The 24,181-nt window shown below is 72.8% G+C and carries 21 protein-coding genes; 10 read left to right on the forward strand and 11 right to left on the reverse strand.

The annotated features are described in order from the left end of the window. Positions 1-21 precede the first annotated feature (21 nt). The gene (glpX, locus tag ABD296_RS16850; protein WP_344267527.1) at positions 22-1,056 is read left to right on the forward strand and encodes a class II fructose-bisphosphatase; all 1,035 of its coding nucleotides are present in this window, start codon (positions 22-24) and stop codon (positions 1,054-1,056) included. Positions 1,057-1,066: 10 nt separating this feature from the next. Here the strand turns inward: glpX and ABD296_RS16855 are convergent, their stop codons facing one another. Next, positions 1,067-1,474 carry an ASCH domain-containing protein gene (locus ABD296_RS16855; RefSeq protein WP_344267529.1) on the reverse strand — a complete coding sequence of 136 codons (408 nt, stop codon included), beginning with the start codon at positions 1,472-1,474 and terminating at the stop codon, positions 1,067-1,069. 5 nt (positions 1,475-1,479) lie between these two features. Beyond that, a complete protein-coding gene (locus ABD296_RS16860; protein WP_344267531.1) occupies positions 1,480-2,079 on the reverse strand; it encodes a DUF1707 SHOCT-like domain-containing protein in 600 nt (199 codons plus the stop codon). A gap of 84 nt (positions 2,080-2,163) precedes the next feature. On the opposite strand from ABD296_RS16860, the gene ABD296_RS16865 reads away from it, so the two are divergent. From ABD296_RS16865 to ABD296_RS16875, 3 genes are all read left to right on the forward strand, one after another. Next, a complete protein-coding gene (locus tag ABD296_RS16865; protein WP_344267533.1) occupies positions 2,164-3,117 on the forward strand; it encodes an ABC transporter ATP-binding protein in 954 nt (317 codons plus the stop codon). Next, positions 3,114-3,911: an ABC transporter permease gene (locus ABD296_RS16870; protein WP_344267535.1), complete on the forward strand. Its 798-nt coding sequence runs from the start codon at positions 3,114-3,116 to the stop codon at positions 3,909-3,911. The genes ABD296_RS16865 and ABD296_RS16870 overlap by 4 nt, the downstream gene beginning before the upstream one ends. Before the next feature lie 83 nt (positions 3,912-3,994). Beyond that, entirely contained in the window at positions 3,995-5,224 is a 1,230-nt protein-coding gene (locus ABD296_RS16875; RefSeq protein ID WP_344267537.1) for an MFS transporter, read from the forward strand. Positions 5,225-5,382: 158 nt separating this feature from the next. On the opposite strand, the gene ABD296_RS16880 is transcribed toward ABD296_RS16875, so the two are convergent. Together ABD296_RS16880 and pdxR are read right to left on the reverse strand one after the other, a co-directional pair. Then, positions 5,383-5,616 carry a hypothetical protein gene (locus tag ABD296_RS16880; RefSeq protein ID WP_344267539.1) on the reverse strand — a complete coding sequence of 78 codons (234 nt, stop codon included), beginning with the start codon at positions 5,614-5,616 and terminating at the stop codon, positions 5,383-5,385. A 29-nt stretch (positions 5,617-5,645) separates the two neighbouring features. Next, the gene (gene pdxR / locus ABD296_RS16885; RefSeq protein ID WP_344267541.1) at positions 5,646-7,079 is read right to left on the reverse strand and encodes a MocR-like pyridoxine biosynthesis transcription factor PdxR; all 1,434 of its coding nucleotides are present in this window, start codon (positions 7,077-7,079) and stop codon (positions 5,646-5,648) included. A gap of 113 nt (positions 7,080-7,192) precedes the next feature. On the opposite strand from pdxR, the gene ABD296_RS16890 reads away from it, so the two are divergent. The 4 genes from ABD296_RS16890 to ABD296_RS16905 all read left to right on the forward strand — a co-directional run bounded on the left by ABD296_RS16890 (position 7,193) and on the right by ABD296_RS16905 (position 12,739). Beyond that, a complete protein-coding gene (locus ABD296_RS16890; RefSeq protein ID WP_344267543.1) occupies positions 7,193-8,122 on the forward strand; it encodes a DMT family transporter in 930 nt (309 codons plus the stop codon). A gap of 1 nt (position 8,123) precedes the next feature. Continuing rightward, positions 8,124-9,764 (forward strand): fumarate hydratase, encoded by a 1,641-nt coding sequence (locus ABD296_RS16895; protein WP_344267545.1) that lies wholly within the window; start codon positions 8,124-8,126, stop codon positions 9,762-9,764. 186 nt (positions 9,765-9,950) lie between these two features. Beyond that, complete coding sequence (locus tag ABD296_RS16900; protein ID WP_344267547.1) at positions 9,951-11,225, forward strand: serine/threonine-protein kinase; 1,275 nt, start codon at positions 9,951-9,953, stop codon at positions 11,223-11,225. 113 nt (positions 11,226-11,338) lie between these two features. After that, positions 11,339-12,739 (forward strand): class II fumarate hydratase, encoded by a 1,401-nt coding sequence (locus ABD296_RS16905; RefSeq protein WP_344267549.1) that lies wholly within the window; start codon positions 11,339-11,341, stop codon positions 12,737-12,739. Between the two features lie 152 nt (positions 12,740-12,891). Here the strand turns inward: ABD296_RS16905 and ABD296_RS16910 are convergent, their stop codons facing one another. From ABD296_RS16910 to ABD296_RS16930, 5 genes are all read right to left on the reverse strand, one after another. Then, positions 12,892-13,968 carry an aggregation-promoting factor C-terminal-like domain-containing protein gene (locus ABD296_RS16910; RefSeq protein ID WP_344267551.1) on the reverse strand — a complete coding sequence of 359 codons (1,077 nt, stop codon included), beginning with the start codon at positions 13,966-13,968 and terminating at the stop codon, positions 12,892-12,894. Positions 13,969-14,436: 468 nt separating this feature from the next. Then, entirely contained in the window at positions 14,437-15,765 is a 1,329-nt protein-coding gene (locus tag ABD296_RS16915; protein WP_344267646.1) for a PhoH family protein, read from the reverse strand. A 162-nt stretch (positions 15,766-15,927) separates the two neighbouring features. Then, positions 15,928-16,815 (reverse strand): isoprenyl transferase, encoded by an 888-nt coding sequence (locus tag ABD296_RS16920; protein ID WP_344267552.1) that lies wholly within the window; start codon positions 16,813-16,815, stop codon positions 15,928-15,930. A gap of 115 nt (positions 16,816-16,930) precedes the next feature. After that, complete coding sequence (locus ABD296_RS16925; RefSeq protein ID WP_344267553.1) at positions 16,931-17,497, reverse strand: hypothetical protein; 567 nt, start codon at positions 17,495-17,497, stop codon at positions 16,931-16,933. A gap of 126 nt (positions 17,498-17,623) precedes the next feature. Then, complete coding sequence (locus ABD296_RS16930; RefSeq protein WP_344267554.1) at positions 17,624-18,145, reverse strand: hypothetical protein; 522 nt, start codon at positions 18,143-18,145, stop codon at positions 17,624-17,626. Positions 18,146-18,260: 115 nt separating this feature from the next. Here ABD296_RS16930 and ABD296_RS16935 point away from each other — a divergent pair, with 115 nt between their 5' ends. Then, on the forward strand, positions 18,261-19,793 hold the full coding sequence (locus ABD296_RS16935; protein WP_344267556.1) for an MFS transporter: 1,533 nt from the start codon (positions 18,261-18,263) through the stop codon (positions 19,791-19,793). Then, positions 19,774-20,415, forward strand: a complete 642-nt coding sequence (locus ABD296_RS16940; RefSeq protein ID WP_344267558.1) for an acyl-CoA-like ligand-binding transcription factor — start codon at positions 19,774-19,776, stop codon at positions 20,413-20,415. The genes ABD296_RS16935 and ABD296_RS16940 overlap by 20 nt, the downstream gene beginning before the upstream one ends. A gap of 224 nt (positions 20,416-20,639) precedes the next feature. Here the strand turns inward: ABD296_RS16940 and ABD296_RS16945 are convergent, their stop codons facing one another. Next, the gene (locus ABD296_RS16945; protein WP_344267560.1) at positions 20,640-21,821 is read right to left on the reverse strand and encodes a C40 family peptidase; all 1,182 of its coding nucleotides are present in this window, start codon (positions 21,819-21,821) and stop codon (positions 20,640-20,642) included. Positions 21,822-22,014: 193 nt separating this feature from the next. Continuing rightward, positions 22,015-24,000 carry a thioredoxin domain-containing protein gene (locus ABD296_RS16950; protein WP_344267562.1) on the reverse strand — a complete coding sequence of 662 codons (1,986 nt, stop codon included), beginning with the start codon at positions 23,998-24,000 and terminating at the stop codon, positions 22,015-22,017. Positions 24,001-24,181 lie beyond the last annotated feature (181 nt).

The raw sequence follows: 24,181 nt of genomic DNA on the forward strand, positions 1-24,181 counted from the left end.
GAACGAAGGGGCCGCCCCGTCATGTCCGAAGAGACCACCGTTTCCTCCCCGCTGACCACCGAGCCCTCGGCGCCGGACCGCAACCTGGCGATGGAGCTGGTCCGGGTCACCGAGGCCGCCGCCATGGCCGCGGCGCGCTGGGTCGGCCGCGGGGACAAGAACGGCGCCGACGGAGCCGCCGTCAACGCGATGCGGCAGCTGATCAACACCGTCTCGATGCGCGGCGTCGTCGTCATCGGCGAGGGTGAGAAGGACAACGCCCCGATGCTCTACAACGGCGAGGAGGTCGGCGACGGCTCCGGCGCCGAGTGCGACGTCGCCGTCGACCCGGTGGACGGCACCCGCCTCACCGCCCTCGGCATGAACAACGCCATCGCCGTGCTGTCGGTGGCGCCGCGCGGCTCGATGTTCGACCCGTCGGCGGTCTTCTACATGGAGAAGCTCGTCACCGGCCCCGAGGCAGCCGACGTCGTCGACATCGAGCGCCCCATCGCCGACAACATCCGCGCGATCGCCCGCGCCAAGGGCTCGTCCGCCAACGACGTGACCGTCTGCATCCTCGACCGCCCCCGCCACGAGGGGATCGTGAAGGAGGTCCGCGAGGCGGGCGCCCGGATCAAGTTCATCCTGGACGGCGACGTCGCCGGCGCGATCATGGCGTCCCGTCCCGGCACGGGCGTCGACCTGCTGCTCGGCATCGGCGGCACCCCGGAGGGCATCATCGCCGCCTGCGCGATCAAGGCCCTCGGCGGCGTCATCCAGGGACGGCTCTGGCCGCAGGACGACGCGGAGAAGCAGAAGGCGATCGACGCGGGCCACGACCTCGGCCGCGTCCTCACCACCGACGACCTCGTCACGTCCGACGATGTCTTCTTCGCCGCGACCGGCATCACCGACGGCGAGCTCGTCGACGGCGTCCGCTACAGCAAGGGCACCGCCGTCACCCACTCCCTGGTCATGCGCTCCCGCAGCGGGACGATCCGCACCATTTCCAGCGAGCACAAGCTCAACAAGCTCCGCGCCTACAGCGCCATCAACTTCGACACCGCGGTCTAGAGGGATGGATTCAGGGGTCCAGGCGGCGGAAGCGCTGAGCCACGACGAGGGTGTCGTCGGTGATGCCGGGCGTGCGGCCGAGGAACGCGGCCACGCCCTCACTCCGGAAGAAGCGCTCATGGTCGGCGCGCCATTCGGCGGCGCCGGCGTAGCCGCGGCCTTCGGCGCGGGCGTAGGCGTCGTCGATCTCCTTGATCGGGACGACGCGGACCTCGGTGAGCTCGATCGCGGCGGCGGGACGGCCGCCGGAGTCGAGGACGGCGAACCGGTCGCCCGGTGCGGGGACCGGTTCGCCCGCCTTCTCGTGGATCTCGAGGAGGCCGGTGAAGGCGGTCTTCTCGCCGTTGAGGACCGCGGCCACGCCGCGATCGCGTTCGGGGCCGGGGAAGGCGAGTTCGAGGGGCGGGAGGTCGTCCATGGCGGCTAGCGTCGCAGGCGGCCCTTGACGCGCTGGCGGAGGGTGCGTTTGGGGGCCCTGGCCTTCACCGAGCCGAGGACGAGGGTGCCGGCGATCTCGATGGTGGGGCCCTCGGCGGCCGGACGGGTGCGCAGCTCGCGGGTGCTGAGGATGGTGCGGCCCGTGATGTCGACGCGGACGCCCTCGGGGACGAGGAGGCGGACGCGGCCGGCGAGGACCATCGAGTCGAGGACGACGTGGCGGCGCTGCAGGACGGCCTCGCGCAGGTCGAGCTCGACGGTGCCGAAGAGGGCGAGCAGCGGCAGCTTCACGGGGACGACCCAGCGGCCGTCGCGGCGGACGCGGCCGAAGAAGACCGAGACCGGGCGGTCGTCCACGAGGATGGGCTGGGCCTCCTCGGGGCTGAGGTCGAGGGTGAGGCCGGTGAGCTCGCCGAGGGTGCGGGCGGCGAAGACGCGGGTCGTGCGGTCGGCGTGCTCCTGCATGGTCAGCCGGCCGTCCGCGAGGGCCTCGCCCAGCACCTCCGCGACGCGCTCCCGGTCGGCGTCGGAGGCGCGCAGGTCGCTCACGCGGGTCGCCTGTCCGGAGCGGCGGGGGATGTCCACGTTCCCGAGGGTAGCGGGCGCGCGGCGGGGTGCCCGGAGAAAAATCGGTGGGGTTCCGCCGGACCCGGTACGTAGGGTGATCGCATGACGGTGCAACGTGCGCAGCCCGCGGCCGGGGAGGGCGAGGCGGGGGCGGCGGCGATCAGCATGCGGGGGGTGGTCAAGCGCTTCGGCGGGTTCACCGCGGTGGACGGGCTCGATCTGGAGGTCCCCGCCGGGAGCTGTCTCGGGCTGCTCGGGCCGAACGGGGCCGGGAAGTCGACGACCATGAAGATGCTGACCGCGCAGGCGATCGCGGACGAGGGAAGCATCCGGGTGCTGGGGTTCGAGGTGCCCGCGCAGTCCAAGCGGGCGCGGGCGGCCATGGGCGTGGTGCCGCAGCAGGACAACCTCGACGAGGAGCTGACCGCCCGCGAGAACCTGGAGGTGTTCGCGCACCTGTACCGGGTGCCGCGGCGCGAGCGGGCCGAGGCGGTCGACGACGCGCTGGCGATCGCGCACCTGACCGAGCGGCAGCGCACGAAGGTGGACGACCTGTCGGGTGGGATGCGGCGGCGGCTGCTGATCGCGCGGGGGCTGGTGCACCGTCCGGCGCTGGTGCTGCTGGACGAGCCGACGGTGGGCCTCGACCCGCAGGTGCGGGCGGAGCTGTGGGGGCTGATCGACGGGCTGCGGTCGCGCGGGACGACGGTGCTGATGTCGACGCACTACATCGAGGAGGCCGAGCGGCTCGCCGACGCGTGCGCGCTGATGTCGCACGGCAGGGTGATCGCGCGTGGGGCGCCGGCGGAACTGGTCGCCGAGTACGCGGGCGAGCTGGTGGTGGAGCACTACGGGCCGCCGGACCGGCTCACGGAGGTGGAGCGGGCCGCGCGGGGCGCGGGGCTGCCGACCCGCCGGACGGGCCCGTCGGTGTCGGTGCTGAAGGCGGAGACGATCCCGCCGTCGCTGGAGGACGAGCTGGGCCCGGACGGCGTCCGGCGGGCGTCCAGCCTGGAGGACGTGTTCGTGGTGCTGACCGGGGAGCGGGTGGAATGACCGTCCAGGCGGAGCGCGCGCCGCGGCTGCGGCGGTTCGAGGTGGCGCCGGTGCGGGGCATCTGGCGGCACGAGCTGGCGCTGTACAAGCGGTACTGGATGACGCAGTCGTTCGCGTCGATGGTGGAGCCGACCTTCTACCTGCTGGCGTTCGGCTACGGGTTCGGGTCGATGGTCGCGATGGTCGGGCACTACCGGTACCTGGACTTCGTCGCGACGGGCGTGGTGGGGACGGCGGCGCTGTTCACCTCGGTGTTCCCGGGGATGTTCAACAGCTACATCCGGCGGTCCTTCCAGCACACGTACGACGCGATCCTGGCGGCGCCGGTGGACGTCCACGAGCTGGTGACGGCGGAGGCGCTGTGGATCGCGGCGAAGTCGTCGGTGTACTCGTGCACGCCGCTCGTGGTGGCGCTGTTCTTCGGGCTGGACGCCTCGTTCGGGATGCTGCTGGTGCCGTTCCTGGTGTTCTTCCTGGCGCTCGGGTTCGGGCTGTTCGGGATGTGGACGTCGTCGGTGGTGCCGTCGATCAACTCCTTCGACTACGTGATCACCGGCGTGGTGACGCCGCTGTTCCTGGTCGCCGGGACGTTCTTCCCGATCGACGCGCTGCCGGACTGGGCGCGGTACGCGGCGCGGCTGAACCCGCTGTACCACTGCGTGCAGCTGGTGCGGGACGCGGTGTTCGGGCTGCGGCCGCTCGCCGACCTCGGGCATCTGGGGGCGCTGGTGCTGTTCGCGGGCCTGATGTGGATACTGGCCGTCCGGGGTATGCGCAGGCGGCTCATCGACTGAGCCGGGTCATTGACCCGGCGCGTACCCTGTCTCTACGCTGACGCGAATCTTCTTCACGTTCGCTGCCAGAGAGGTCGGGCCGCATGAGCGAGCGCATCACCGAGCGGGACCGCCGGGCGCGGATCTCCGCCTATGCCGCTTTCGCCGTCCAGGGACTGTGCTTCGCCTCTCTGGTGACGCAGGTGCCGCAGATGCAGAAGGCGCACCACCTCAGCGACGCCACGCTGTCGCTCGTCCTGCTGATGGTGCCGCTGGTCGCCGGCGCCGGCAGCGTGGTGTCCGGCGCGCTGTTCAAGCGGCTCGGCAGCGGGCTCGTGCTGCGGATCGCCCAGCCCGCGGTGGCCGTCACCATCGTGCTGATCGGCGCCACCGGCGACAACGACATCGCCCTCTACGGCGCCGTCGCGCTGTTCGGCCTGTTCGTCGGCGCCGTGGACGCCTCCATGAACGCGCAGGCGATCGCGGTGGAACGCCGCTACGGAATGAGCCTGATCACCGGCTTCTACGCGGTGTGGAGCGTCGCCGGGATCATCGGCGGCCTGTGGGCGTCGGCGACCAACAAGCTGGACCTCTCGCTCCTCACCGGCTTCGGGATCGCCGCCGCCATCGGGATCGTCGCCTCCCTCGCCACCGGGCCCCGGCTCTACCGGCGCGAGGAGGAGGGCGACGGGCCGTCCGCCGAGGAGCTGAAGGCCGCCGGGCGCAGCGTCCCGTGGCGGCCGATCCTCATCGTCGGCGCCGCGATGGCCGTCGCCTACCTGGCCGACTCCGCGATCTCCAGCTACGGCGCCAAGTACCTGGACGACGAGCTGTCGGCCAGCGACTGGGTCGCGCCGCTCGGCTACGTCGCCTACCAGATCACCATGGTGATCAGCCGCGCGGTCGCCGACCTCGGCGTCCGCCGCTCCGGCCCCGTCCAGGTGGTGCGGCTGGGCGGGCTGATCGGCATCGTCGGCATGGCCGGCGTGGTGGCGGCGCCGAACGCGGCCGTCGCCATCGCCGCGTTCGCGGTCGCCGGGCTCGGCCTCAGCGTGATCGCGCCGGTGTCGTTCTCCGCCGCCGGACGCGTCGACCCGACCGGCCTCGGCGTCGCCGTGGCCCGCGTCAACATCTTCAACTACGTCGGCTTCGTGCTCGGCGCCGCCGTCGTCGGCGCGATCGCCCCGGTCAGCCACTCCCACGGCCTGCGCCTGGCGTTCATCGTCCCGACCGTGCTGATCGTGGTCGTCTTCGTCACCGCCAAGGGCTTCGCCCCCAAGCCGGTCGAAGGCGCCGACCCCAACACCCCGGCCATGGAACGCCCCATGGCGTAGTTATCCAGGGGGGCGACCCCCTGGAACCCCCGTTACGACGGACAAGGCGTTTCCCGCTCCGCTGGCGCTCCGCGCGAAACGCCTTGTCCGTCGTCGGGCAGGCCCGCTGCGCTCGCTGGCGCTCGCTCCGCGTGCCTGCCCGTGACCGGTGGCCGGGGCTACACGGGTTCCTCGAGGGCGGTTACGGCGCGTTCGCCTTCGGCTTGGGCCTCTTCCGGTGTCATGTCCGTGAGCGCACGGCTCAGCGCCACCTCGGCGGCGTCGGCGGCGGCGCGCAGGGTGACGGCGTGCTCCTGCGCGCGCTCGATGTCGCCCAGGCCGACGCAGTCGAAGGCCACCTGCGCGTCGTGACCGGCCATCTTCAGCTGCCGCGCGGCCTCTTCCAGACTCATCCATACCTCCTACACCGGGGACCTTGGTCCTACCCTTCCGTCTCCTCGGTAACCGCTTTGCCGAGCAGCTCCGCCGCCTTGACCAGGTGATTTTCGGCAAGCCGGGCATATCCCAGGACGAGGGCGGGGGGCGCGGCGGCGGCGCGTCCGGCGGACCACATCTCGCGGGCGCCGGCGGCCGACACCCCGGCCCGCGCGGCGCAGGCCAGGACGGCGTCCTCATCGCATCCGGACGGAAGCTCCACATAGAGGTGGATGCCCGCTGAGACGCCGCGAACCGTCGCGTGGGGCAGATATGCGGCGAGCGCCTCGGCGAGGGCGTCGCGGCGGGCCCGGTAACGGCGCCGCATGGTGCGCAGATGCCGGTCGTAGCCGCCGTTCCGGAGGAACTCGGCGAGCGCGTACTGCTCGAGGACGGGCGCGCCGAGGTCGGTGTGGCCGCGGTGCTCGCGCAGCCGCGTCGCGAGGGCCGGCGGGGCGACGGCCCAGCCGAGGCGCAGCGCGGGGGCGAGCGACTTGCTGACGGAGCCGAGCAGCACGACGCGGTCGGGGTCGACGCCCTGCAGGCAGCCGACGGGCTCGCGGTCGTAGCGGAACTCGGCGTCGTAGTCGTCCTCGAGGATCAGGCCGTCCACGTCCCGCGCCCAGGCGATCAGCTGGGCGCGGCGGGCCGGGGAGAGCACGACGCCGGTCGGGTACTGGTGCGCGGGGGTGACGAGGACGGCGCGGGCGCCGGTGCGGGCGAGCGCGGCGACGTCCACGCCGTCGCGGTCGACCGGGACGTGGACGAGCCGGATGCCGGCCGTCTCGAGCATCGGCACCTGCCGGACGCTGGTCGGGTCCTCGACGGCGAGGACGCGGTGGCCGTCGGCGAGCAGCAGCCGGACCAGCGCGGACAGCCCGTGCGCGACCCCGTTCATGATCACGACGCGGCCGGGGTCGGCGACGGCGGCGCGGACCCGGCCGAGGTAGCCGGCGAGCTCGGTGCGCAGCGGCCGGACGCCGCCGGGGTCGGGGTAGGTCAGCTCGTCGCTCGGGAGGGTGCGCAGCGCGGCGCGGGTGGCGGCGATCCACCGCTCCCGGGGGAAGGCGGACAGGTCGGGCTGGCTGGGCCACAGGTCGTACGGCACGCCGGGGTCGGGCGGGATGTCGCAGGACGGGAGCACGGCCGGGGCCGGTTCGGCGGTGCGGGGCTCGGGCGCGGCGTCGTCGGGGCGGGCCAGCGGTGCGATGCGGGTGCCGTCGCCGCGCCGGGCGATGAGGAAGCCCTCGGCGGTCAGCTGCTCGTAGGCGGCCACGACGACGCCGCGGGACACCTCGAGGTCGCGGGCCAGGTCGCGGCTGGAGGGGAGCCGGGTGCCGGCGGACAGCCGGCCGCTCCGCACCGCCGCGCGGAAGCCCGCGGCGATCTGGGCGGCGAGCCGTCCCGCACCGCGGTCCAGCGGGAGATGGAGGTCGGTCACATGACTCTCAGCGTCAACCGGGCGTTCATCCGTCACTAGGCCCGGATTGGACCAAGATTCTGCGGAGCTATTGGCTCTGTTTGGCGGTCCACGAGACTTCTAGCGTTCCTTCCATGAACCTGCACTCGTCTCTCCCCGGTGCCGGCGGGCGCGGCAGCGCCGCCGCCGGGACCGCGATGTTCCTCGTCGGCACGCTGACCGCGGTGTCGGCGACGATCTCGCACTACCCGGTCTTCGGCGGCCAGGCCGTCCGGTACGCGGTGGCCGCGCTGATCCTGCTGGCCGCCGCCCGGTTCCGGGGCGGCCCGGCGAGGCGTCCGGCGGCGCGGGAGTGGGCGCTGCTGGCGGCGCTGGCCGGGACGGGGCTGGTCGCGTTCAACGTGTGCATCGTCGCGGCGACGCGGGACACGAGCCCGGCCACGATCGGGACGGTGATCGGGACCGTCCCGGTGGTGCTGGCGGTCGTCGGACCGCTGCTGGAGGGCCGCCGCCCGGCGCCGTCCCTGGTCGCGGCGGCGTGCGTCGTGGCGATGGGGGCCGGGCTCGCCAGCGGGTTCGGCGGCGGCAGCGTCCGGGGGCTGCTGCTGTCGCTGGGCGCGCTCGGCGGCGAGATGTGCTTCTCGCTGCTGGCCGTCCCGCTGCTGCCGACGCTCGGCCCGTTGCGGGTGTCGGCGTACTCCGCCGCGCTGGCCGCGCCGATGCTGCTGGTGGTGGGCCTGGTCACCGAGGGATCGTCGGTGCTGCGGGCGCCGACCGGCGCCGAGTTCGCCGGGCTGGCGTACCTGTCGGTGGTCGTCACCGTGGTCGCGTTCCTGCTCTGGTACGGGGCGCTCGGCCGGCTCGGCGCCGACCGGGCGGGGCTGTTCGCCGGAATGATCCCGGTCAGCGCGGTGGTCACGACGGTGGTGCTCGGGCTGGGCCGGCCGGGCCCGGCGGACCTCGCGGGGGCGGCGCTGGTGGCGGCGGGGGTCGTCCTCGGGCTGCGGCGCCGGGTCGTACCCTGTGATGCGGCCCCCATCGGAATCGCGCGAGGATCTGCCTGAGATGCCTGAGTTCTCCTACACCGACCTGCTGCCGCTCGGCCCGGACGAGACCGACTACCGCCTCCTGACCTCCGACGGCGTGTCCACGTTCGAGGCGAACGGACGGACGTTCCTGCAGGTCGAGCCGGAGGCCCTCCGGCTGCTCACCGAGACCGCGATGCGCGACATCGCGCACCTGCTGCGGCCCGCGCACCTGGCGCAGCTGCGCCGGATCCTCGACGACCCGGAGGCGTCCCCCAACGACCGGTTCGTGGCGCTGGACCTGCTGAAGAACGCGGGCATCGCGTCCGGCGGCGTCCTGCCGATGTGCCAGGACACCGGCACCGCGATCGTGATGGGCAAGCGCGGCCAGCAGGTCCTGACCGACGGCAGCGACGAGGAGCACATCTCGCGCGGCGTGTACGACGCGTACACGAAGCTGAACCTGCGCTACTCGCAGATGGCGCCGCTGTCGATGTGGGACGAGAAGAACACCGGTAGCAACCTGCCCGCGCAGGTCGAGCTGTACGCGACGCCGGGCGACGCCTACAAGTTCCTGTTCATGGCCAAGGGCGGCGGCAGCGCGAACAAGTCGTTCCTGTACCAGGAGACCAAGGCCGTCCTGAACCCGAAGCGGATGATGTCCTTCCTGGAGGAGAAGATCCGCTCGCTGGGCACGGCCGCGTGCCCGCCGTACCACCTGGCGATCGTCGTGGGCGGGACGTCCGCGGAGTACGCGCTGAAGACCGCCAAGTACGCCTCGGCGCACTACCTGGACACGATGCCGACGGAGGGCTCGCCGCTGGGGAACGGCTTCCGCGACCTGGAGCTGGAGCTGCAGGTGTTCGAGCTGACGCAGAAGCTCGGCATCGGCGCGCAGTTCGGCGGCAAGTACTTCTGCCACGACGTGCGGGTGATCCGGCTGCCGCGGCACGGCGCGTCCTGCCCGGTGGCGATCGCGGTGTCGTGCAGCGCGGACCGGCAGGCCCTCGCCAAGATCACTGCGGAGGGCGTGTTCCTGGAGCGGCTGGAGACCGACCCGGCGCAGTACCTGCCCGACACCACCGACGCGCACCTCGACGACACCGTGGTCAAGATCGACCTGAACCGGCCGATGGCGGAGATCCGCGCCGAGCTGACCAGGTACCCGGTGAAGACGCGGCTGTCGCTGACCGGCCCGCTGGTGGTGGCGCGCGACATCGCGCACGCCAAGATCAAGGAGCGGCTGGACGCGGGCGAGCCGATGCCGCGGTACCTGCGCGACCACGCCGTCTACTACGCGGGCCCGGCCAAGACGCCGGAGGGCTACGCGTCCGGTTCGTTCGGGCCGACGACGGCCGGCCGGATGGACTCCTACGTCGAGCAGTTCCAGGCGGCGGGCGGCTCGCTGGTGATGCTGGCGAAGGGCAACCGGTCCAAGCAGGTCACCGACGCCTGCAACGAGCACGGCGGGTTCTACCTCGGCTCGATCGGCGGCCCGGCCGCGCGGCTCGCGCAGGACTGCATCAAGAAGGTCGAGGTCCTGGAGTACCCGGAGCTCGGCATGGAGGCCGTCTGGAAGATCGAGGTCGAGGACTTCCCGGCCTTCATCGTCGTGGACGACAAGGGCGGCGACTTCTTCGCCGACACGACCGGCCCCGTCCTCTCCATCGGCCGCCGCTAGGACCTCGCCCGGACGTTGCCAGGACGTCGTCCGGGCGTCGTCAGGGCCTCGCGTGCCCCGGAATCCGGTTCTCAGCAGCCTGATTCCGGGGCGATTCAGGGCGGCAGGTCACATATTGGGCCTAAATCCATCTTGGTGCCGACGTCTCCCCGATGACCGCGCGGCCACTCCGGTATCTTTTCCGCCATGTCTCAGTCAGAGCGCCTCGTGCTAGCGACGCGCTACCGGCTGGTCTCGGAAATAGGCCAGGGCGCCAACGGCACCGTCTGGCGGGGCCATGACGAGCTCCTCGATCGCGCGGTGGCGATCAAGGAGCTGCGGCTCCCCGAGGACCTTTCCCAGGACGACCGGGTGGTCTTCTTCCGCCGTACCCTGCGCGAGGCGCGCGCGCCCGCACAGCTGCGCACCCACTCCATCGTCGAGGTCTACGACGTCGTCACCGAGCAGGGGCGGCCGTGGATCGTGATGGAGATGATCGAGGCGCCCAACCTCGAGCAGCTCATCGAGCGCGACGGCCCGCTGCCGCCCGAGCGCGTCGCGCACATCGGGCGCCGGCTGCTGGACGCCCTCAACGCCGCGCACAAGGCCGGGATCGTGCACCGCGACCTCAAGCCGAGCAACGTGCTGCTGGACGGCGACCGGGTCGTGCTCACCGACTTCGGGCTGGCGTTCTCGTCCGGGTCGGCGAGCCTGACCAAGACCGGGCACTTCATGGGCTCCCCCGCCTACGTCGCGCCGGAGGTCGCCGCCGGCGAGAAGGCCACCCCGCGCTCGGACCTGTGGTCGCTCGGCGCGACGCTGTACGCCGCGCTGGAGGGGCATCCGCCGTTCGAGCGCGAGAACGTGATGGCGACGCTGTCGGCGCTGGCGAACGAGTCGACGCCGGCGCCGCAGAACGCCGGCGCGCTCGCGCCGGTGATCACCGGGCTGCTGGAGAAGAACCCGACCCGCCGGCTCAGCCACGCCCGCGCGGTGGACCGGCTGGAGCGGGCGATGGCCGGTCCGCGGGCCGGCCGCCGCCCGGCGACGCCCCGCTACCGGATGATGGCGGTGATCGCGCTGATCGGCGCGACCGTCGCGTCCTGCGGGATCGGGGCCACCGCGCTGATCGTCGGGATGATGCGGGAGAGCCCGGGGCCGTCGCCCACCACGCACGCCTCCACCCCGGCGGGCGGGCACGCGCAGGCGTCGCCGCCGCCCGGCGTCGGGGACAGCACGCTGGTCGTGCGGGCCCGCACCGGCGCCTGCCGGATCTTCGTGTCGGTGCCCGGCACCGCGATGAAGGTGCTCACCGACGGGACGATCCCGAAGGGCGAGGCGCGCCAGTACGGCGCGGACCGCATCAACGCGGTGATCTACGACGCGTCCGCCTGCGAGGTGTGGGTGAACGGCCGGGAGAAACCGCAGGGCAAGCCCGGCGAGCGCGTCAGCTACACGCTGAAGAAGGGCGCCGGAGGCTGACCCGGGCCCCTTCCCGACGGGAATGCGCGGACGCCCCGCGCCGCTGCCATGAAGGACGGCGGTGACGATTGCGCGGGGGCTCCCTGGGGACGTCCCCGCCGGGAGGTGTCCTCATGACCGAGCAGGAGTTCCGGATCGAGCACGACTCCATGGGAGAGGTCCGGGTGCCGGCGTCGGCGAAGTGGCGGGCGCAGACGCAGCGGGCGGTGGAGAACTTCCCGATCTCGGGACGGGGGCTGGAGCCGGCGCACATCGCCGCGCTGGGCCAGATCAAGGCCGCCGCCGCGGTGGTGAACGCCGAGCTGGGCGTCCTCGCCAAGGAGCCGGCGGAGGCGATCGCCGAGGCGGCGCGCGAGGTCGCGGACGGCCGGTGGAACGACCAGTTCCCGATCGACGTGTTCCAGACCGGGTCGGGGACGTCGTCGAACATGAACGCCAACGAGGTCGTGGCGACGCTGGCGCAGGAGCGGCTCGGTGAGCCCGTCCATCCGAACGACCACGTGAACGCCTCGCAGTCGTCCAACGACGTGTTCCCGTCGTCCATCCACATCGCGGCGACCGGCGCGGTCGTGCACGAGCTGATCCCCGCGCTGCGCCATCTGCACGACGCGCTGGCCCGCAAGGCGGAGGAGTTCGCGACCGTCGTGAAGTCGGGTCGCACGCACCTGATGGACGCGACGCCGGTCACGCTGGGGCAGGAGTTCGGCGGGTACGCCGCGCAGGTCGGGCACGGCGTGGAGCGGCTGGAGGCCGTGCTGCCGCGGCTGGCGGAGCTGCCGCTCGGCGGCACCGCGGTCGGCACCGGGATCAACACGCCGGAGGGGTTCGCCGCCCGCGTCATCGCGGAGATCGCGCGCGCCACCGGGCTGCCGCTGACCGAGGCGCGCGACCATTTCGAGGCGCAGGGCGCCCGGGACGGCCTGGTCGAGGCGAGCGGCGCGCTGCGCACGGTCGCGGTGAGCCTCAACAAGATCGCCAACGATCTGCGCTGGATGGGCTCGGGCCCGCGCGCCGGGCTCGCCGAGATCCGGCTGCCGGACCTGCAGCCCGGCTCGTCGATCATGCCGGGCAAGGTGAACCCGGTGATCCCCGAGGCGGTGACGCAGGTGGCGGCGCAGGTGATCGGGAACGACGCGGCGATCGCGTTCGGCGGCGCCGCGGGGAGCTTCGAGCTGAACGTGATGCTGCCGATGCTGGCCCGCAACGTGCTGGAGTCGATCACCCTGCTGGCCAACGCGTCCCGGCTGCTCGCGGACCGCTGCGTGGACGGCATCGAGGCGGACGTCGACCGGCTGCGCGAGTACGCCGAGTCGTCCCCGTCCATCGTGACGCCGCTGAACCGCTACATCGGGTACGAGGAGGCCGCGAAGGTCGCCAAGCAGGCCCTGGCGGAGCGCAAGACGATCCGGGAGGTCGTGATCGAGCGCGGCCACGTGGCCGATGGGAAGCTCACCGAGGAGCAGCTGGACGCGGCGCTGGACGTCCTCGGCATGACCAACGCGTCCCGCGGCTGAGCGCTTCAGCGTCCACTGGAGCGCCTTGCGCAGCCCGCGGCGACCGGAGGTGAGCCGGCCGGGGCTCGGCGCGCACAGACCGCTGTGGCGGCGCACAGACAGAAAGGGGCGGACCCGGCGGTCCGCCCCTCTTCGCTCGCGCTTCGTGCGGCCTAGTACCAGCCGCTGGACTCGGAATGCGACCACGCGCCGCACGGCGTGCTGTAGCGGTCCTTGATGTAGCCGAGGCCCCACTTGATCTGGGTCGTGGCACTGTTCTGCCAGTCGGGCCCCGCGCTCGCCATCTTGGAACCGGGCAGCGCCTGCGGGATCCCGTACGCGCCGGACGGGTTCGCCGCGTGGGTGTTCCAGTGGCTCTCCTTGTTCCACAGGTTCACCAGGCAGCCGAACTGGCCGGACCCGCTCATGCCGTAGCTCGGCAGCAGCTTCTTGGCGATCTGCTGCGCCTCGCCCGCCGGGACCGGGTCGCCGGAGGGGCCGCCGCTCCCGCTGCCGGAGTCCTTGGACTTCGTCGGGGTCGGCTTGGGGATCGGGTGGCCCTTCACGCGCAGCTTCGGTCCCTTGACCGGGTCCTCGCGGGTCGCGCGGGAGGCCCGCTCGTAGGCCTCCTTGCGGCGCATCTGCTCCATGACCATCGGGTCGACCTTGGGCGCGGCCGCGGCGTCCGCGAGCTTCGGCTGGACGGTCTTCGCGCCGCCGTCGCCGGAGCCGCCGGTCATCGCGAACGCGGCGGCGCCACCGCCGCCCACCACGACCACGGCGCCCGCGACCACCGCGGCGATCTTCAGGCCGTTGCGGCCGCCGCCCTTCGGGCCGGAGGAGCGCCGGGAGGAACGGGAGCCGCCGAGCCGGCGGGGGCCGGAGGACCGGGGGGCGGGCTCGGAGCCCGCGCCGAAGGCGACCTCGTCGCGGGACTCGCCCGCGGCGTCCAGGAGCTCGGTGCCCATGCCGGGGGCGCCCATGCCCGGGGATGCCATGGCGCCGGTGCCGATCGCGGGCTCGCCCGTCGCGACGGGCTGGAAGCCGAGGGTGTCGCCGGCCGGGGCCTGCGGGTACTGCGGCCCGGCGACCTTGATGTCGTCGCCGGACGGGACGGCCTGGCCGAGCGGGAAGGGCTCGGCGGGCCGGGGGGTCTCGGCGGCGGCCGGGGCCGCGTGCGACCACGGCTCCTCGGGGGCAAAGCTCTGTCGTTCGTCTCGCCTAGGGGACCCGGGACGGTCTCCGGACAAGGCGGTCCTTCCGACGGTCGCACGCGCATGGGCACGCGGGCGAACTGTTTCCACCCCGGCCCGGCGGCCCGTCCCGACTGCGGACGGCTCCGGGCCCCGAGCGGCCCGCGCCCGCGCGCTCGTTACAGGGGGGTGCGCGGCGGACGGCACCGTTCTGGGGGTGCTTACGAGGAGACACAATGCCCGAGCCCGAGCCCTGCTCCGCAACCGGAACGAGACGAATGCTGCTCCCGGTGCGCTTGTCAACTCCCCGTCCGCGTCCCCGAAAACACCCCGGGACCTGCGCTTCCACGGTGCCGCGAAGGTTGGTGTGACCTTCGTCACAACTCCACGGTACGGCGTTTACCGATCACGATCCGTAGAGCAATCCACAGGCTCGTCCACAGCCCGGCACGCGCGGACGCCCCGCCGGCCCGTCCTCGCGGAGGGGCCGGCGGGGCGCCGGACACGTCCCGTTCGTCCGGACCGTCAGACCCCGACGTCGCCGAGCATGTCGGTCACCAGCGCCGCGATCGGCGACCGCTCCGACCGCGTCAGCGTCACGTGCGCGAACAGCGGGTGGCCCTTCAGCTTCTCCACCACCGCCGCGACGCCGTCGTGCCGGCCGACCCTCAGGTTGTCGCGCTGCGCCACGTCGTGCGTCAGCACCACCCGCGAGCCCGCGCCGATCCGCGACAGCACGGTCAGCAGCACGCCGCGCTCCAGCGACTGCGCCTCGTCCACGATCACGAACGAGTCGTGCAGCGAGCGGCCCCGGATGTGGGTGAGCGGCAGGACCTCGAGCATGTCACGGTCCACGACTTCCTCGATGACCTCCGGGGTGGTCACCGCCGACAGCGTGTCGTAGACGGCCTGCGCCCACGGCGACATCTTGTCGTTCTCCGAGCCGGGCAGGTAGCCGAGCTCCTGCCCGCCGACCGCGTACAGCGGCCGGAAGACCACGACCTTGCGGTGCCGCCGCCGCTCCATCACGGCCTCCAGGCCCGCGCACAGCGCCAGCGCCGACTTGCCCGTGCCGGCCCTGCCGCCGAGCGAGACGATGCCGACGTCCTCGTCCATCAGCAGGTCGAGGGCGATGCGCTGCTCGGCGGACCGGCCGCGCAGCCCGAACACCTCCCGGTCGCCCCGCACCAGCTTCACCGACTTGTCGGGCAGCGTCCGGCCGAGCGCCGAGCCGCGCTCCGACAGCAGCCGCAGGCCGGTGTGGCACGGCAGGTCCCGCGCCTCCTCCAGCTCGGCGCCGCCCGCCTCGTACAGCTCCTCGACGACCCCGCCCGGCACCTCCAGCTCCCGCATCCCGGTCCAGCCGGACTCCACCACGGCCAGCTCCGCCCGGTACTCCTCGGCGGCGAGCCCGACCGCGGACGCCTTCACCCGCATGGGCAGGTCCTTGGAGACCAGCACCACGTCGCGTCCCTCGCGGGCCAGCCACGCGGCCACCGACAGGATGCGGGTGTCGTTGTCGCCGAGCCGGAACCCGTCCGGCAGCACGCTCGCGTCGGAGTGGTTCAGCTCGACGCGCAGCGTCCCGCCCTGGTCCCCGTTCGTGCCCTGCACCGACACCGCCTCGTCCAGCCGGCCGTGCTCCATCCGCAGGTCGTCCAGGGTGCGCAGGGCCTGCCGGGCGAAGTAGCCGAGCTCCGGATGGTGGCGCTTGGCCTCGAGCTCGGAGATGACGACGACGGGGAGCACGACCTCGTGCTCGGCGAACCGGGTCATCGCCCCCGGGTCGGCGAGCAGGACACTGGTGTCGAGGACGTACGTGCGCCGGTCCGGAACGGGCGTTCCGGCGGGGATCCCGCTGGCGGGACGGCGCGGGGAGGTTGTGGCCACTCGATCTCCCTGTTCATGGGGGATGTACCGGTGGCGCGACAGTCCGCCCCCGTACGGCCGCCGCCCCCGGACAGGGGAAGGCGACCTGGGGCGGTGGTCCCTGCGTCGGAGGCGTCAGGGAGACCGTCAGGTACCGTAGCGCCGGTGCCGCGCGGCGTAGGAACGCATGGCCCGCAGGAAGTCGACCTTGCGGAAGTCCGGCCAGTGGACCTCGCAGAAGTAGAATTCCGAGTGGGCGCTCTGCCAGAGCATGAAGCCGGACAGGCGCTGCTCCCCCGAGGTGCGGATGACCAGGTCCGGGTCCGGCTGGCCGCGCGTGTAGAGATGCTCGGCGATGTGCTCCACCTCGAGGACCTCGGCGAGTTCCTCGATGCTGGTGCCACGGCTCGCCTGCTCGATGAGCAGTGAGCGCACCGCATCAGCGATCTCACGCCTACCTCCATACCCAACGGCGACGTTCACAATCAGCCCGGGAGCGCCGGATGTCGCCTCACCCGCGTCTTTCAGGACACGGGCGGTCTTGTCGGGCAGGAGGTCGAGGGCGCCGACGGGCTTGACGTGCCATCCCTCGTCGGCGAGCTTGCGGACGGTCTTCTCGATGATCTCCAGCAGGGGGTCGAGCTGGTCCGCGGGACGGTTCAGGTTGTCGGTGGACAGCAGCCAGAGCGTGACGTGCTCCACCCCGGCCTCGGTGCTCCACTGCAGCAGCTCGGAGATCTTGTCGGCGCCGCGCTGGTGCCCGTGGTTGACGTCGGCCAGCCCCATCGACCTGGCCCAGCGCCGGTTCCCGTCGAGGATGACGCCGACGTGGCGGGGGGTGATGTCGGTGGGCAGCGACGCCTCGACGCGGTGCTCGTACATGCGGTAGACGGCGTCGCGGACGGCCGCGTACGGCCCGCTGTGGCGGATCGCGGCGGTCAGCCGGCTGCGGGCGGACGGGCTGCGGCGCGCACCGCCGCCCCGGGCCGCGCCGGCCTCGGCGCCGCCCTTCGCGGTCTCGTCGCGCCGTGACATCCCAGTACGCCGAACCCCCATGTGGGCATCCCTTCGAGCGATCCTCCCTGATGGGAACGGACGCTCAATTATGGCCCGACGGCGACACTTTTCCCGCCGTTCCGGTGATGTCAGGCTAGCGCGCAGGTCGGGAGGCCCTGCCGCGCCGCGCGTGCCCCGGGGTCCCGGCGCGGTCGGCGTCGGCGAGCACGCCGGCCAGGAACCGGGCCAGGTCGGCGGAGGTGAGCACGGCGCGCACGCCGCGTCCGCTCGCGCCCCACGCCTCGATGACGGCCCGGCGCGCCACCCGCCACCGTCCGGTGGCGGACTGCTGGCGCCCCACCCACATGGAGGACGTGCGCAGCGTGCAGCGCAGCTCGCCGGTGCTGATCACGTCGCCGCGGTCACGGTAGCGGAAGGCGAACAGCTCGGGTTCGCGGGCGGCGCCGCCGGGCGGCGGGTCGGGGAAGCGGTCGTCGGGGTCGGGCCAGCGGGCCGCCTGCGGCGAGCCGTCGGCGCGGGCGGCGGCGACCCGGCGGGCGAGGTCGGCCAGGAAGTAGCCGCACCGCTCGCCTACGGCGCCGAAGGTGTCGCCGTCGCGGCGCAGCTCCAGGGTGACCTCGAAGGGGATGCCGCCGCGGTCCAGCGAGGGGACCGGCACGACGTCCAGGACCGAGCCGTCCAGGCAGCGCAGCGTCCGCACCCCCCGTCCCCCTCCCGGCGTCGCCCGGCGCGGCGGATCCGCGCTTTCCCCGCACATTAGGCCAGGTCGGCACCATGATCACACCCATTGGACGTCGTGATCGCGTAATGATCGCCGGGGGGCCGATCAGGGGTTGGGGCCGGCGGCGCGGGCGCGCTCCACGTGTTCGAGGGCGCTGCGCAGCTCGCCGAGCCACTCGTCGGTGTTCTTGCCGACGAGCCGGACGCACCAGGCGAGCGCGTCGCTGCGGCTGCGGGCGACGCCGGCCTCGACGAGGGTGTCCAGGACGCGGCGCTCGGGCTGGCGGAGCCGGGTCATGACCGGCACCGACAGGGTCGTGAACATCTCCCGCAGGCCGCCGCACTCGACGCCCCAGGAGACCTTGTGGCCGAAGGCGTGCTCGGCCTCGCGCGCGATGGCGATGCGCTGGTCGCGGGTGTCCGCGCGGAAGCGCTGGACGTGCCCGGCGAGCAGCGCGTCGCGCTCGGCGTCCGCGACGTCGCGCGCGGCCTCCGGCTCGGGCAGCCGGCCGACCACGCTGACCTCCTCGCGGTCGACGACGACCTCGGGCGCGCCCTCGAACCAGCCGTCGGGCAGGCGCCCGGCGAACCAGCCGCGCAGCCGGTCCGCCGTTTCACTCGTATTCATGTAATCAAAATTACAACGCTCGGAGCCGCATCACCAGCATGCATCCGGATTGACATGGACCATCTTTTGAGAGTTACTCTCATTCCACATTGACTCGCAGTTGGAGGTGCGTCTCATGAGAGTGGGCAACGAGCGGCGCTGGTGGGGGCTGGGCGCGCTCGCGCTGAGCATGCTGGCGCTCGGGTTCGACATGACGATCCTCAACGTGGCGCTGACCACGATCTCGGAGAGGCTGCACGCCAGCACCAGCGAACTCCAGTGGATCGTCGACTCCTACCTGCTGGTCTTCGCCGCGCTGCTGCTCCCCGCCGGGCTGCTCGGCGACCGCATCGGCCGCAAGCGGACCCTGCTGGCCGGCATGGCGGTCTTCGGCGCCGCCTCGCTCGCCGGGGCGCTGGCCGGCGGCACCGGCGGCGTCATCGCCGCCCGCGCCTTCATGGGCCTGGGCGCGGCGATCATGATGCCGCTGTCGATGTCCATGCTCCCGGCCGTCTTCCCGCCGCACGAGCGGACCCGCGCCATCGCGGTGTGGTCGTCGGCGTCCGCCCTCGGGCTGCCGATCGGCCCGCTGCTCGGCGGCTGGCTGCTCGAGCACTTCTCCTGGGGCTCGATCTTCCTGGTCAACGTCCCGATCGTGGCGCTCGGCGGCATCGCCCTGGCGCTCACCATGCCCGAGACCAGGGACCCGGCGGCGCCCCGCGCCGACGGCCCCGGCTCGCTGCTGTCGATGGGCGGCCTCGTCGCCCTGGTGTACGGGGTCATCGAGGGGCCCGTGCGCGGCTGGAGCGACCCCGTCGTGGTCGGCGTCCTCGCCCTCGCCGCCGTCCTGCTCGCCTCGTTCGTGCTGTGGGAGCGGCGGGCGCCGCACCCGATGATGGACGTCCGGCTGTTCCGCGACGGCCGGTTCAGCTGGGCGATGGTCGCCGCCGTCGCGGCGAACCTGCTCATGGGCGGGCTGCTGTTCGTGTTCCCGCAGTACCTGCAGGCCGTCCTCGGCAACGACGCGTTCGGCACGGGCCTGCGGCTCATCCCGATGCTGCTCGGCCTGCTGGCCGGCGGCCTCACCACCGACCGGGTCGTCCCCCGCACCGGCCACAAGCCCGTCATCGTCACCGGCCTGCTCGTCCTCGCGGCGGGCCTCGGCTGGGGCGCGTTCACCGCCGCCGGCGACTCCTACGGCTCCATCGTCCCGTGGCTGCTGCTGATCGGCCTCGGCTGCGGGCTCTCGCTCATCCCCGCGATGGACGCGCTGATGGCCGCTCTCCCCGCCGACCAGGCCGGACGCGGGTCCGGGCTCGTCCAGACCCTCCGCCAGACCGGCGGCACGCTCGGCGTCGCCGGGCTCGGCAGCCTGCTGGCGGCCGTCTACCACGACCGCGTGGCCACCGGCGGCCTGCCCGGGGAGGCGGCGGACGCCGCGCACGACTCGGTCGGCGGCGCCGTCGCGGTCGCCGGGAGGCTCCACGACTCCGGCCTGCTCGCCTCCGCCCGCGACGCCTACGTCCACGGAATGGACGCGGTGCTCGCCGCCTGCGCCGCCGGGTCGCTGCTCGTCGCCGTCCTGCTCCTGCTGTTCCAGCCGGGCCGCCAGGGTGCGGACTCCGGCGCCGATGAACCAGAATCGACGCATGAGCACGTCGCACCCTGAGCACGCCCTCGACCGCCTGGACGACCGGCTCGCCCGGCTGCCGCTGAGGGAGCGCAAGAAGCTGAGGACCCGGAGGGCGATCCAGGACCACGCCCTCCGGCTCTTCAGCGAGCAGGGCTACGACCAGACCACCGTCGAGCAGATCGCGGCGGCCGCGGAGATCTCACCGAGCACGTTCTTCCGCTACTTCCCCACCAAGGAAGACGCCGTCGTCACCGACGAGTACGACCCGATCATGGCGGAGATCTTCCGCGACCAGCCGCCCGAGCTGTCCACGGTCGAGGCGCTGCGCGCGACGCTCCGCGAGATCCTCCCGCAGATGCTGGACCAGGACCTCGAGGTGATCAACACCCGGCTGCGGCTGACCGCCGAGGTCCCGGCGCTGCGCAGCCGGACCTTCGAGTCGATGCGCGAGGGCACCTCCGCGATGCTGAGCGAGGCCGTCGGCGCGCGGGTGGGGCGCCCGCCCTCCGACGGCGAGGTCCAGGCGTTCACCTGGGCCGTCATCGGCGTCATGCAGGCCGCGATGTACCAGTGGATCGACGGCAACGCCACCGCCCACGACATGCCGCACCTCATCGACCACAACCTGGAGTTCCTGTCCCGCGGCTGCCCGCTGTAATTCCCGGGGGGCGAGCCCCTGGAACCCCCGTTGCGACGGACAAGGCGTTTCCCGCTCCGCTGGCGCTCCGCGGGAAACGCCTTGTCCTTGCCGCTCGGCGGGCAGGCCCGCTCCGCTCGCTGCGCTCGCTCCGCGTGCCTGCCCGTGCCGCCGGCCGAGCCTCAACCTGCCGGGGCCGGGGTTCAAGCTGCCGGGGCCGGGGTTCAAACCGCTGGGGTCGGGGGTCAGCTCGCCAGGCGGGCGGCCAGTTTCGGGCTGACCCGGACGGCGCCCTTGAGGTTGCGGGTGTAGACGTTCTGGATCATGACGTCGAGGCCCGTGCGGGGCGCGACGACCATCTTGCCGTCGCCGATGTAGAGGGCGATGTGCGAGATGTAGCCGGGCGCGGTCGGGTCGTTGGCCCAGATCAGCATGTCGCCCGGGACGGCCTTGCTGTACGGGATGACCCAGCCGACGCGGGCCTGGTCGGCGGCGACGCGCGGGAGGCGGATGCCGGCCCGCGCGAAGGCGTACTGCATCAGGCCGGAGCAGTCGTAGCCGCCCTCGGCCTCCGACTCGCCGCCCCACACGTACGGCCAGCCGATCCGCGTGTAGGCGGCCTTGATCACCGTCTGCACCTGGCCGGCGGTCATCACCTGGCCGTGCGAGGTCGGCGCCTGGCCGGATCCGGCCTTAGGGAAGTCAATCTGCGGGTTGACCGCGACGGCCTTGGCGTGCTTCGGCAGCACCTTCTTCAGCTTCTTGACGAAGGCGGCCGGCTTGGTCTTCGGGACGCTGATCAGCATCGCGTTGCCGGTCGGCATGCCGAGGGCCTGCGCGGTCGCGTGCGAGATGACCGCGTCGACGTCGCTGACGCCCATCGTCGCGTACGCGCCGACGCGCAGGTTCGACTGGTGCTGCTTGCCGCCGACGGGCACCTGGCTGCCGAGCTTGACGCCGCCGTCGCTGCCCATCGTGAAGGAGATGGCGACGTCGCCGGACGCCACGTTGCGCCACAGGGCGTCGGACTGGGCGGTCGGCTTCGGCGTGTAGTTGCGGAACGTGGACGGGTCGACGCCCATCAGGCCGACGCGCTTGCCGGCGACCATGCCCTGCACCGCGTCGACGAGCTCGACGCCCTTCACGCCCTTGGCGTGGCGGATCTTGTCCACCGTAGCGGCGGGCAGCGTGGACGGGGCGGCGACCAGGACGTGCGGGGTGAGGCGCTTGCCGAGCGGGGCGACCGCACTGGGCGACAGGTTCGTGCTGCCGGACGCGGCGACGTAGCGGGCGTCCTTCTCCTGCGGGGACGGCGCGGGATCGCCGTCGTGGCCGCGGGCGATGAGCACCGCGGTGTTGGCCGCGAGCGTGGTCAGGACCGAAACGCCGATGATCGTCGGTAGGATCCGGCGGTTCGGCTTCCGCACTGCCACGCTCCTTTTAGGTCGGCCTGCCCGGCTCCCATGACTATGACCCAGAGGAGCGGCAACCGTCCAGATACCCGGCGCACCAGCGGGCACCCCGGCCCGTCATGCCCCATCGGGTCAGCCCCGTCTCCGCTACCCATTGGTAACACCATGCGGGAACGAGAGCAAGGTCACGCTGCCACAAAATGGACGGTTAATCCAATTGCCCACGTAGCTCGCGGGTCAGCTCGGCCGGCGTCGTCACCGGCAGGCGGCAGGTGAACATCCGGCAGACGTAGGCGGCGGGCGCGCCGTCCACCGGCTCGCGCCCCTCCAGCAGCGGGACGCCCTCCGCGCCGGGCTCGCCGACGCTCACCACCGCGCCCGGCGCGGGCGACATCAGCGCGGTCCGGTGCAGCGCCCTGGTCCGCTCGTCGTCGCGCCCGCCGATGATCGCGATCTCCACCGGCCCGGCCGCGTGCGCCTCCGCGACCGCGAGCCCCCACCCGGCGAACCGGGCGTGCTCGCCGGCGAGCGGGCCGACCGGTCCGAGCGCCGCCTCCGCCGCCTGCCGGTGCCAGTCCGACCCGGTCAGCGCCGCGAACGACAGCAGCGCGCCCGCCGCCGCGAACTGCCCGGACGGGGTGGCGTTGTCGGTCGGGTCCTGCGGGCGCCGGAACAGCCGCTCGGCGTCGTCAGCGGTGTCGTAGAAGCCGCCCGACCCGTCCGCGAAACGTTCGAGGACGGTGTTCAGCAGCTCGCCCGCGAGCCGCATGTGCACGGGGTCGCCGGTCACGGCATGCAGCGCGAGCAGGCCCTCCGCCACGTCCGCGTAGTCCTCCAGCACGCCGGCGTTGGCTCCCGCGACGCCGTCCCGCGAGGTGCGGGCGAGTCGTCCGCCGCTCTCGTGCACGTCGACGATCAGCCGCGCGACGTCCTCGGCCGCGGTGACCAGGTCCGGGCGGTCGAACAGCGCGCCGCACTCGGCCAGCGCCGCGACGGCCAGGCCGTTCCAGGCCGCGACCACCTTGTCGTCGCGCGCCGGGGGCACCCGGTGGGCGCGGGCCTCCAGCAGCAGCGTCCGGATCCGCTCGTACCGCTCGGGATCGTCCGGATCACCCAGCAGTTGCAGGACCGACGTGCCGTGCTCGAACGTCCCCGTCACCTCGAACAGCCGCTCGGCGTACGCGCCGTCGTCCTCGCCCAGGACCTCCCGCAACTGCTCCGGCGTCCAGACGTAGTACTTGCCCTCGACGCCCTCGCTGTCGGCGTCCAGCGCCGACGCCAGCCCGCCCTCGGGCGTCCGCAGGTCGCGCAGCATCCAGTCGCACGTCTCCAGCGCGACCCGGCGCGCGAACGGCGAACCGGTCAACCGCCACCAGTGCGCGTACACGCGCGCCAGCAGCGCGTTGTCGTACAGCATCTTCTCGAAATGCGGGACGACCCACTGCGCGTCCACCGAGTAGCGCGCGAACCCGCCGCCCAGCTGGTCGTACATCCCGCCCCGGGCCATCGCCTCCAGCGTGTGGCCCGCCATCGCGAGGGCCTCCGCGTCGCCCGTGCGCGTGTGGTGCCGCAGCAGGAACTCCAGCGCCATCGACGGCGGGAACTTCGGCGCGCCACCGAACCCGCCGCGCGCCGCGTCGTACGACTGCGCCAGCACCTTCACCGCATGCGCGAGCCGCTCCTCGCCGGGCGCCTCACTCCCCGGGAGACCGCTCCCGCGCGACGTCAGCGCCTCGACGACCTGCTGCCCCTGCGCGGCCACATCGTCGCGCTGCTCCCTCCACGCCTTGTGGACGGCCTGCAAGAGCGCCTGGAACTGGGCCCGGGGGAAGTACGTTCCGCAGTAGAAGGGGTGACCGTCGGGCGTCATGAACACGGTCATCGGCCACCCGCCCTGACCGGTCATCGCCTGCGTGGCCTCCATATAGACCGCGTCGATGTCGGGACGTTCCTCCCGGTCCACCTTGACGCTCACGAACATCTCGTTCATGAGCCGGGCGGTCTCACCGTCCTCGAAGGACTGGTGCGCCATCACGTGACACCAGTGGCAAGCGGCATATCCGACGGAAAGGAGCACCGGAACGTCCCGCCTGCGCGCCTCGGCGAACGCCTCGGCGCTCCACTCCCACCAGTCCACCGGGTTCCCGGCGTGCTGCAGCAGGTACGGGCTGGTCGCGTCCTTGAGGCGGTTCATGCCCCGATCCTGCCCCATCCGGCGGCCGGTTCACGGGCCGGACCGTCCCGTTTCGGCGGGTTGCCGGTGAGCAGGCCGCCCCTATGATGACGCGCGGTGATCCGGTCCGCCCCCACGGACCCTCGACTGCACGATCCGCACCGCTTCACCTCGTGCCCCCCGCTCCCCGCACACGATGATG

Origin of the sequence: Actinomadura napierensis, assembly GCF_039529375.1 — a bacterium.
In the GTDB taxonomy this organism is placed as follows: Bacteria; Actinomycetota; Actinomycetes; order Streptosporangiales; family Streptosporangiaceae; genus Spirillospora; species Spirillospora napierensis.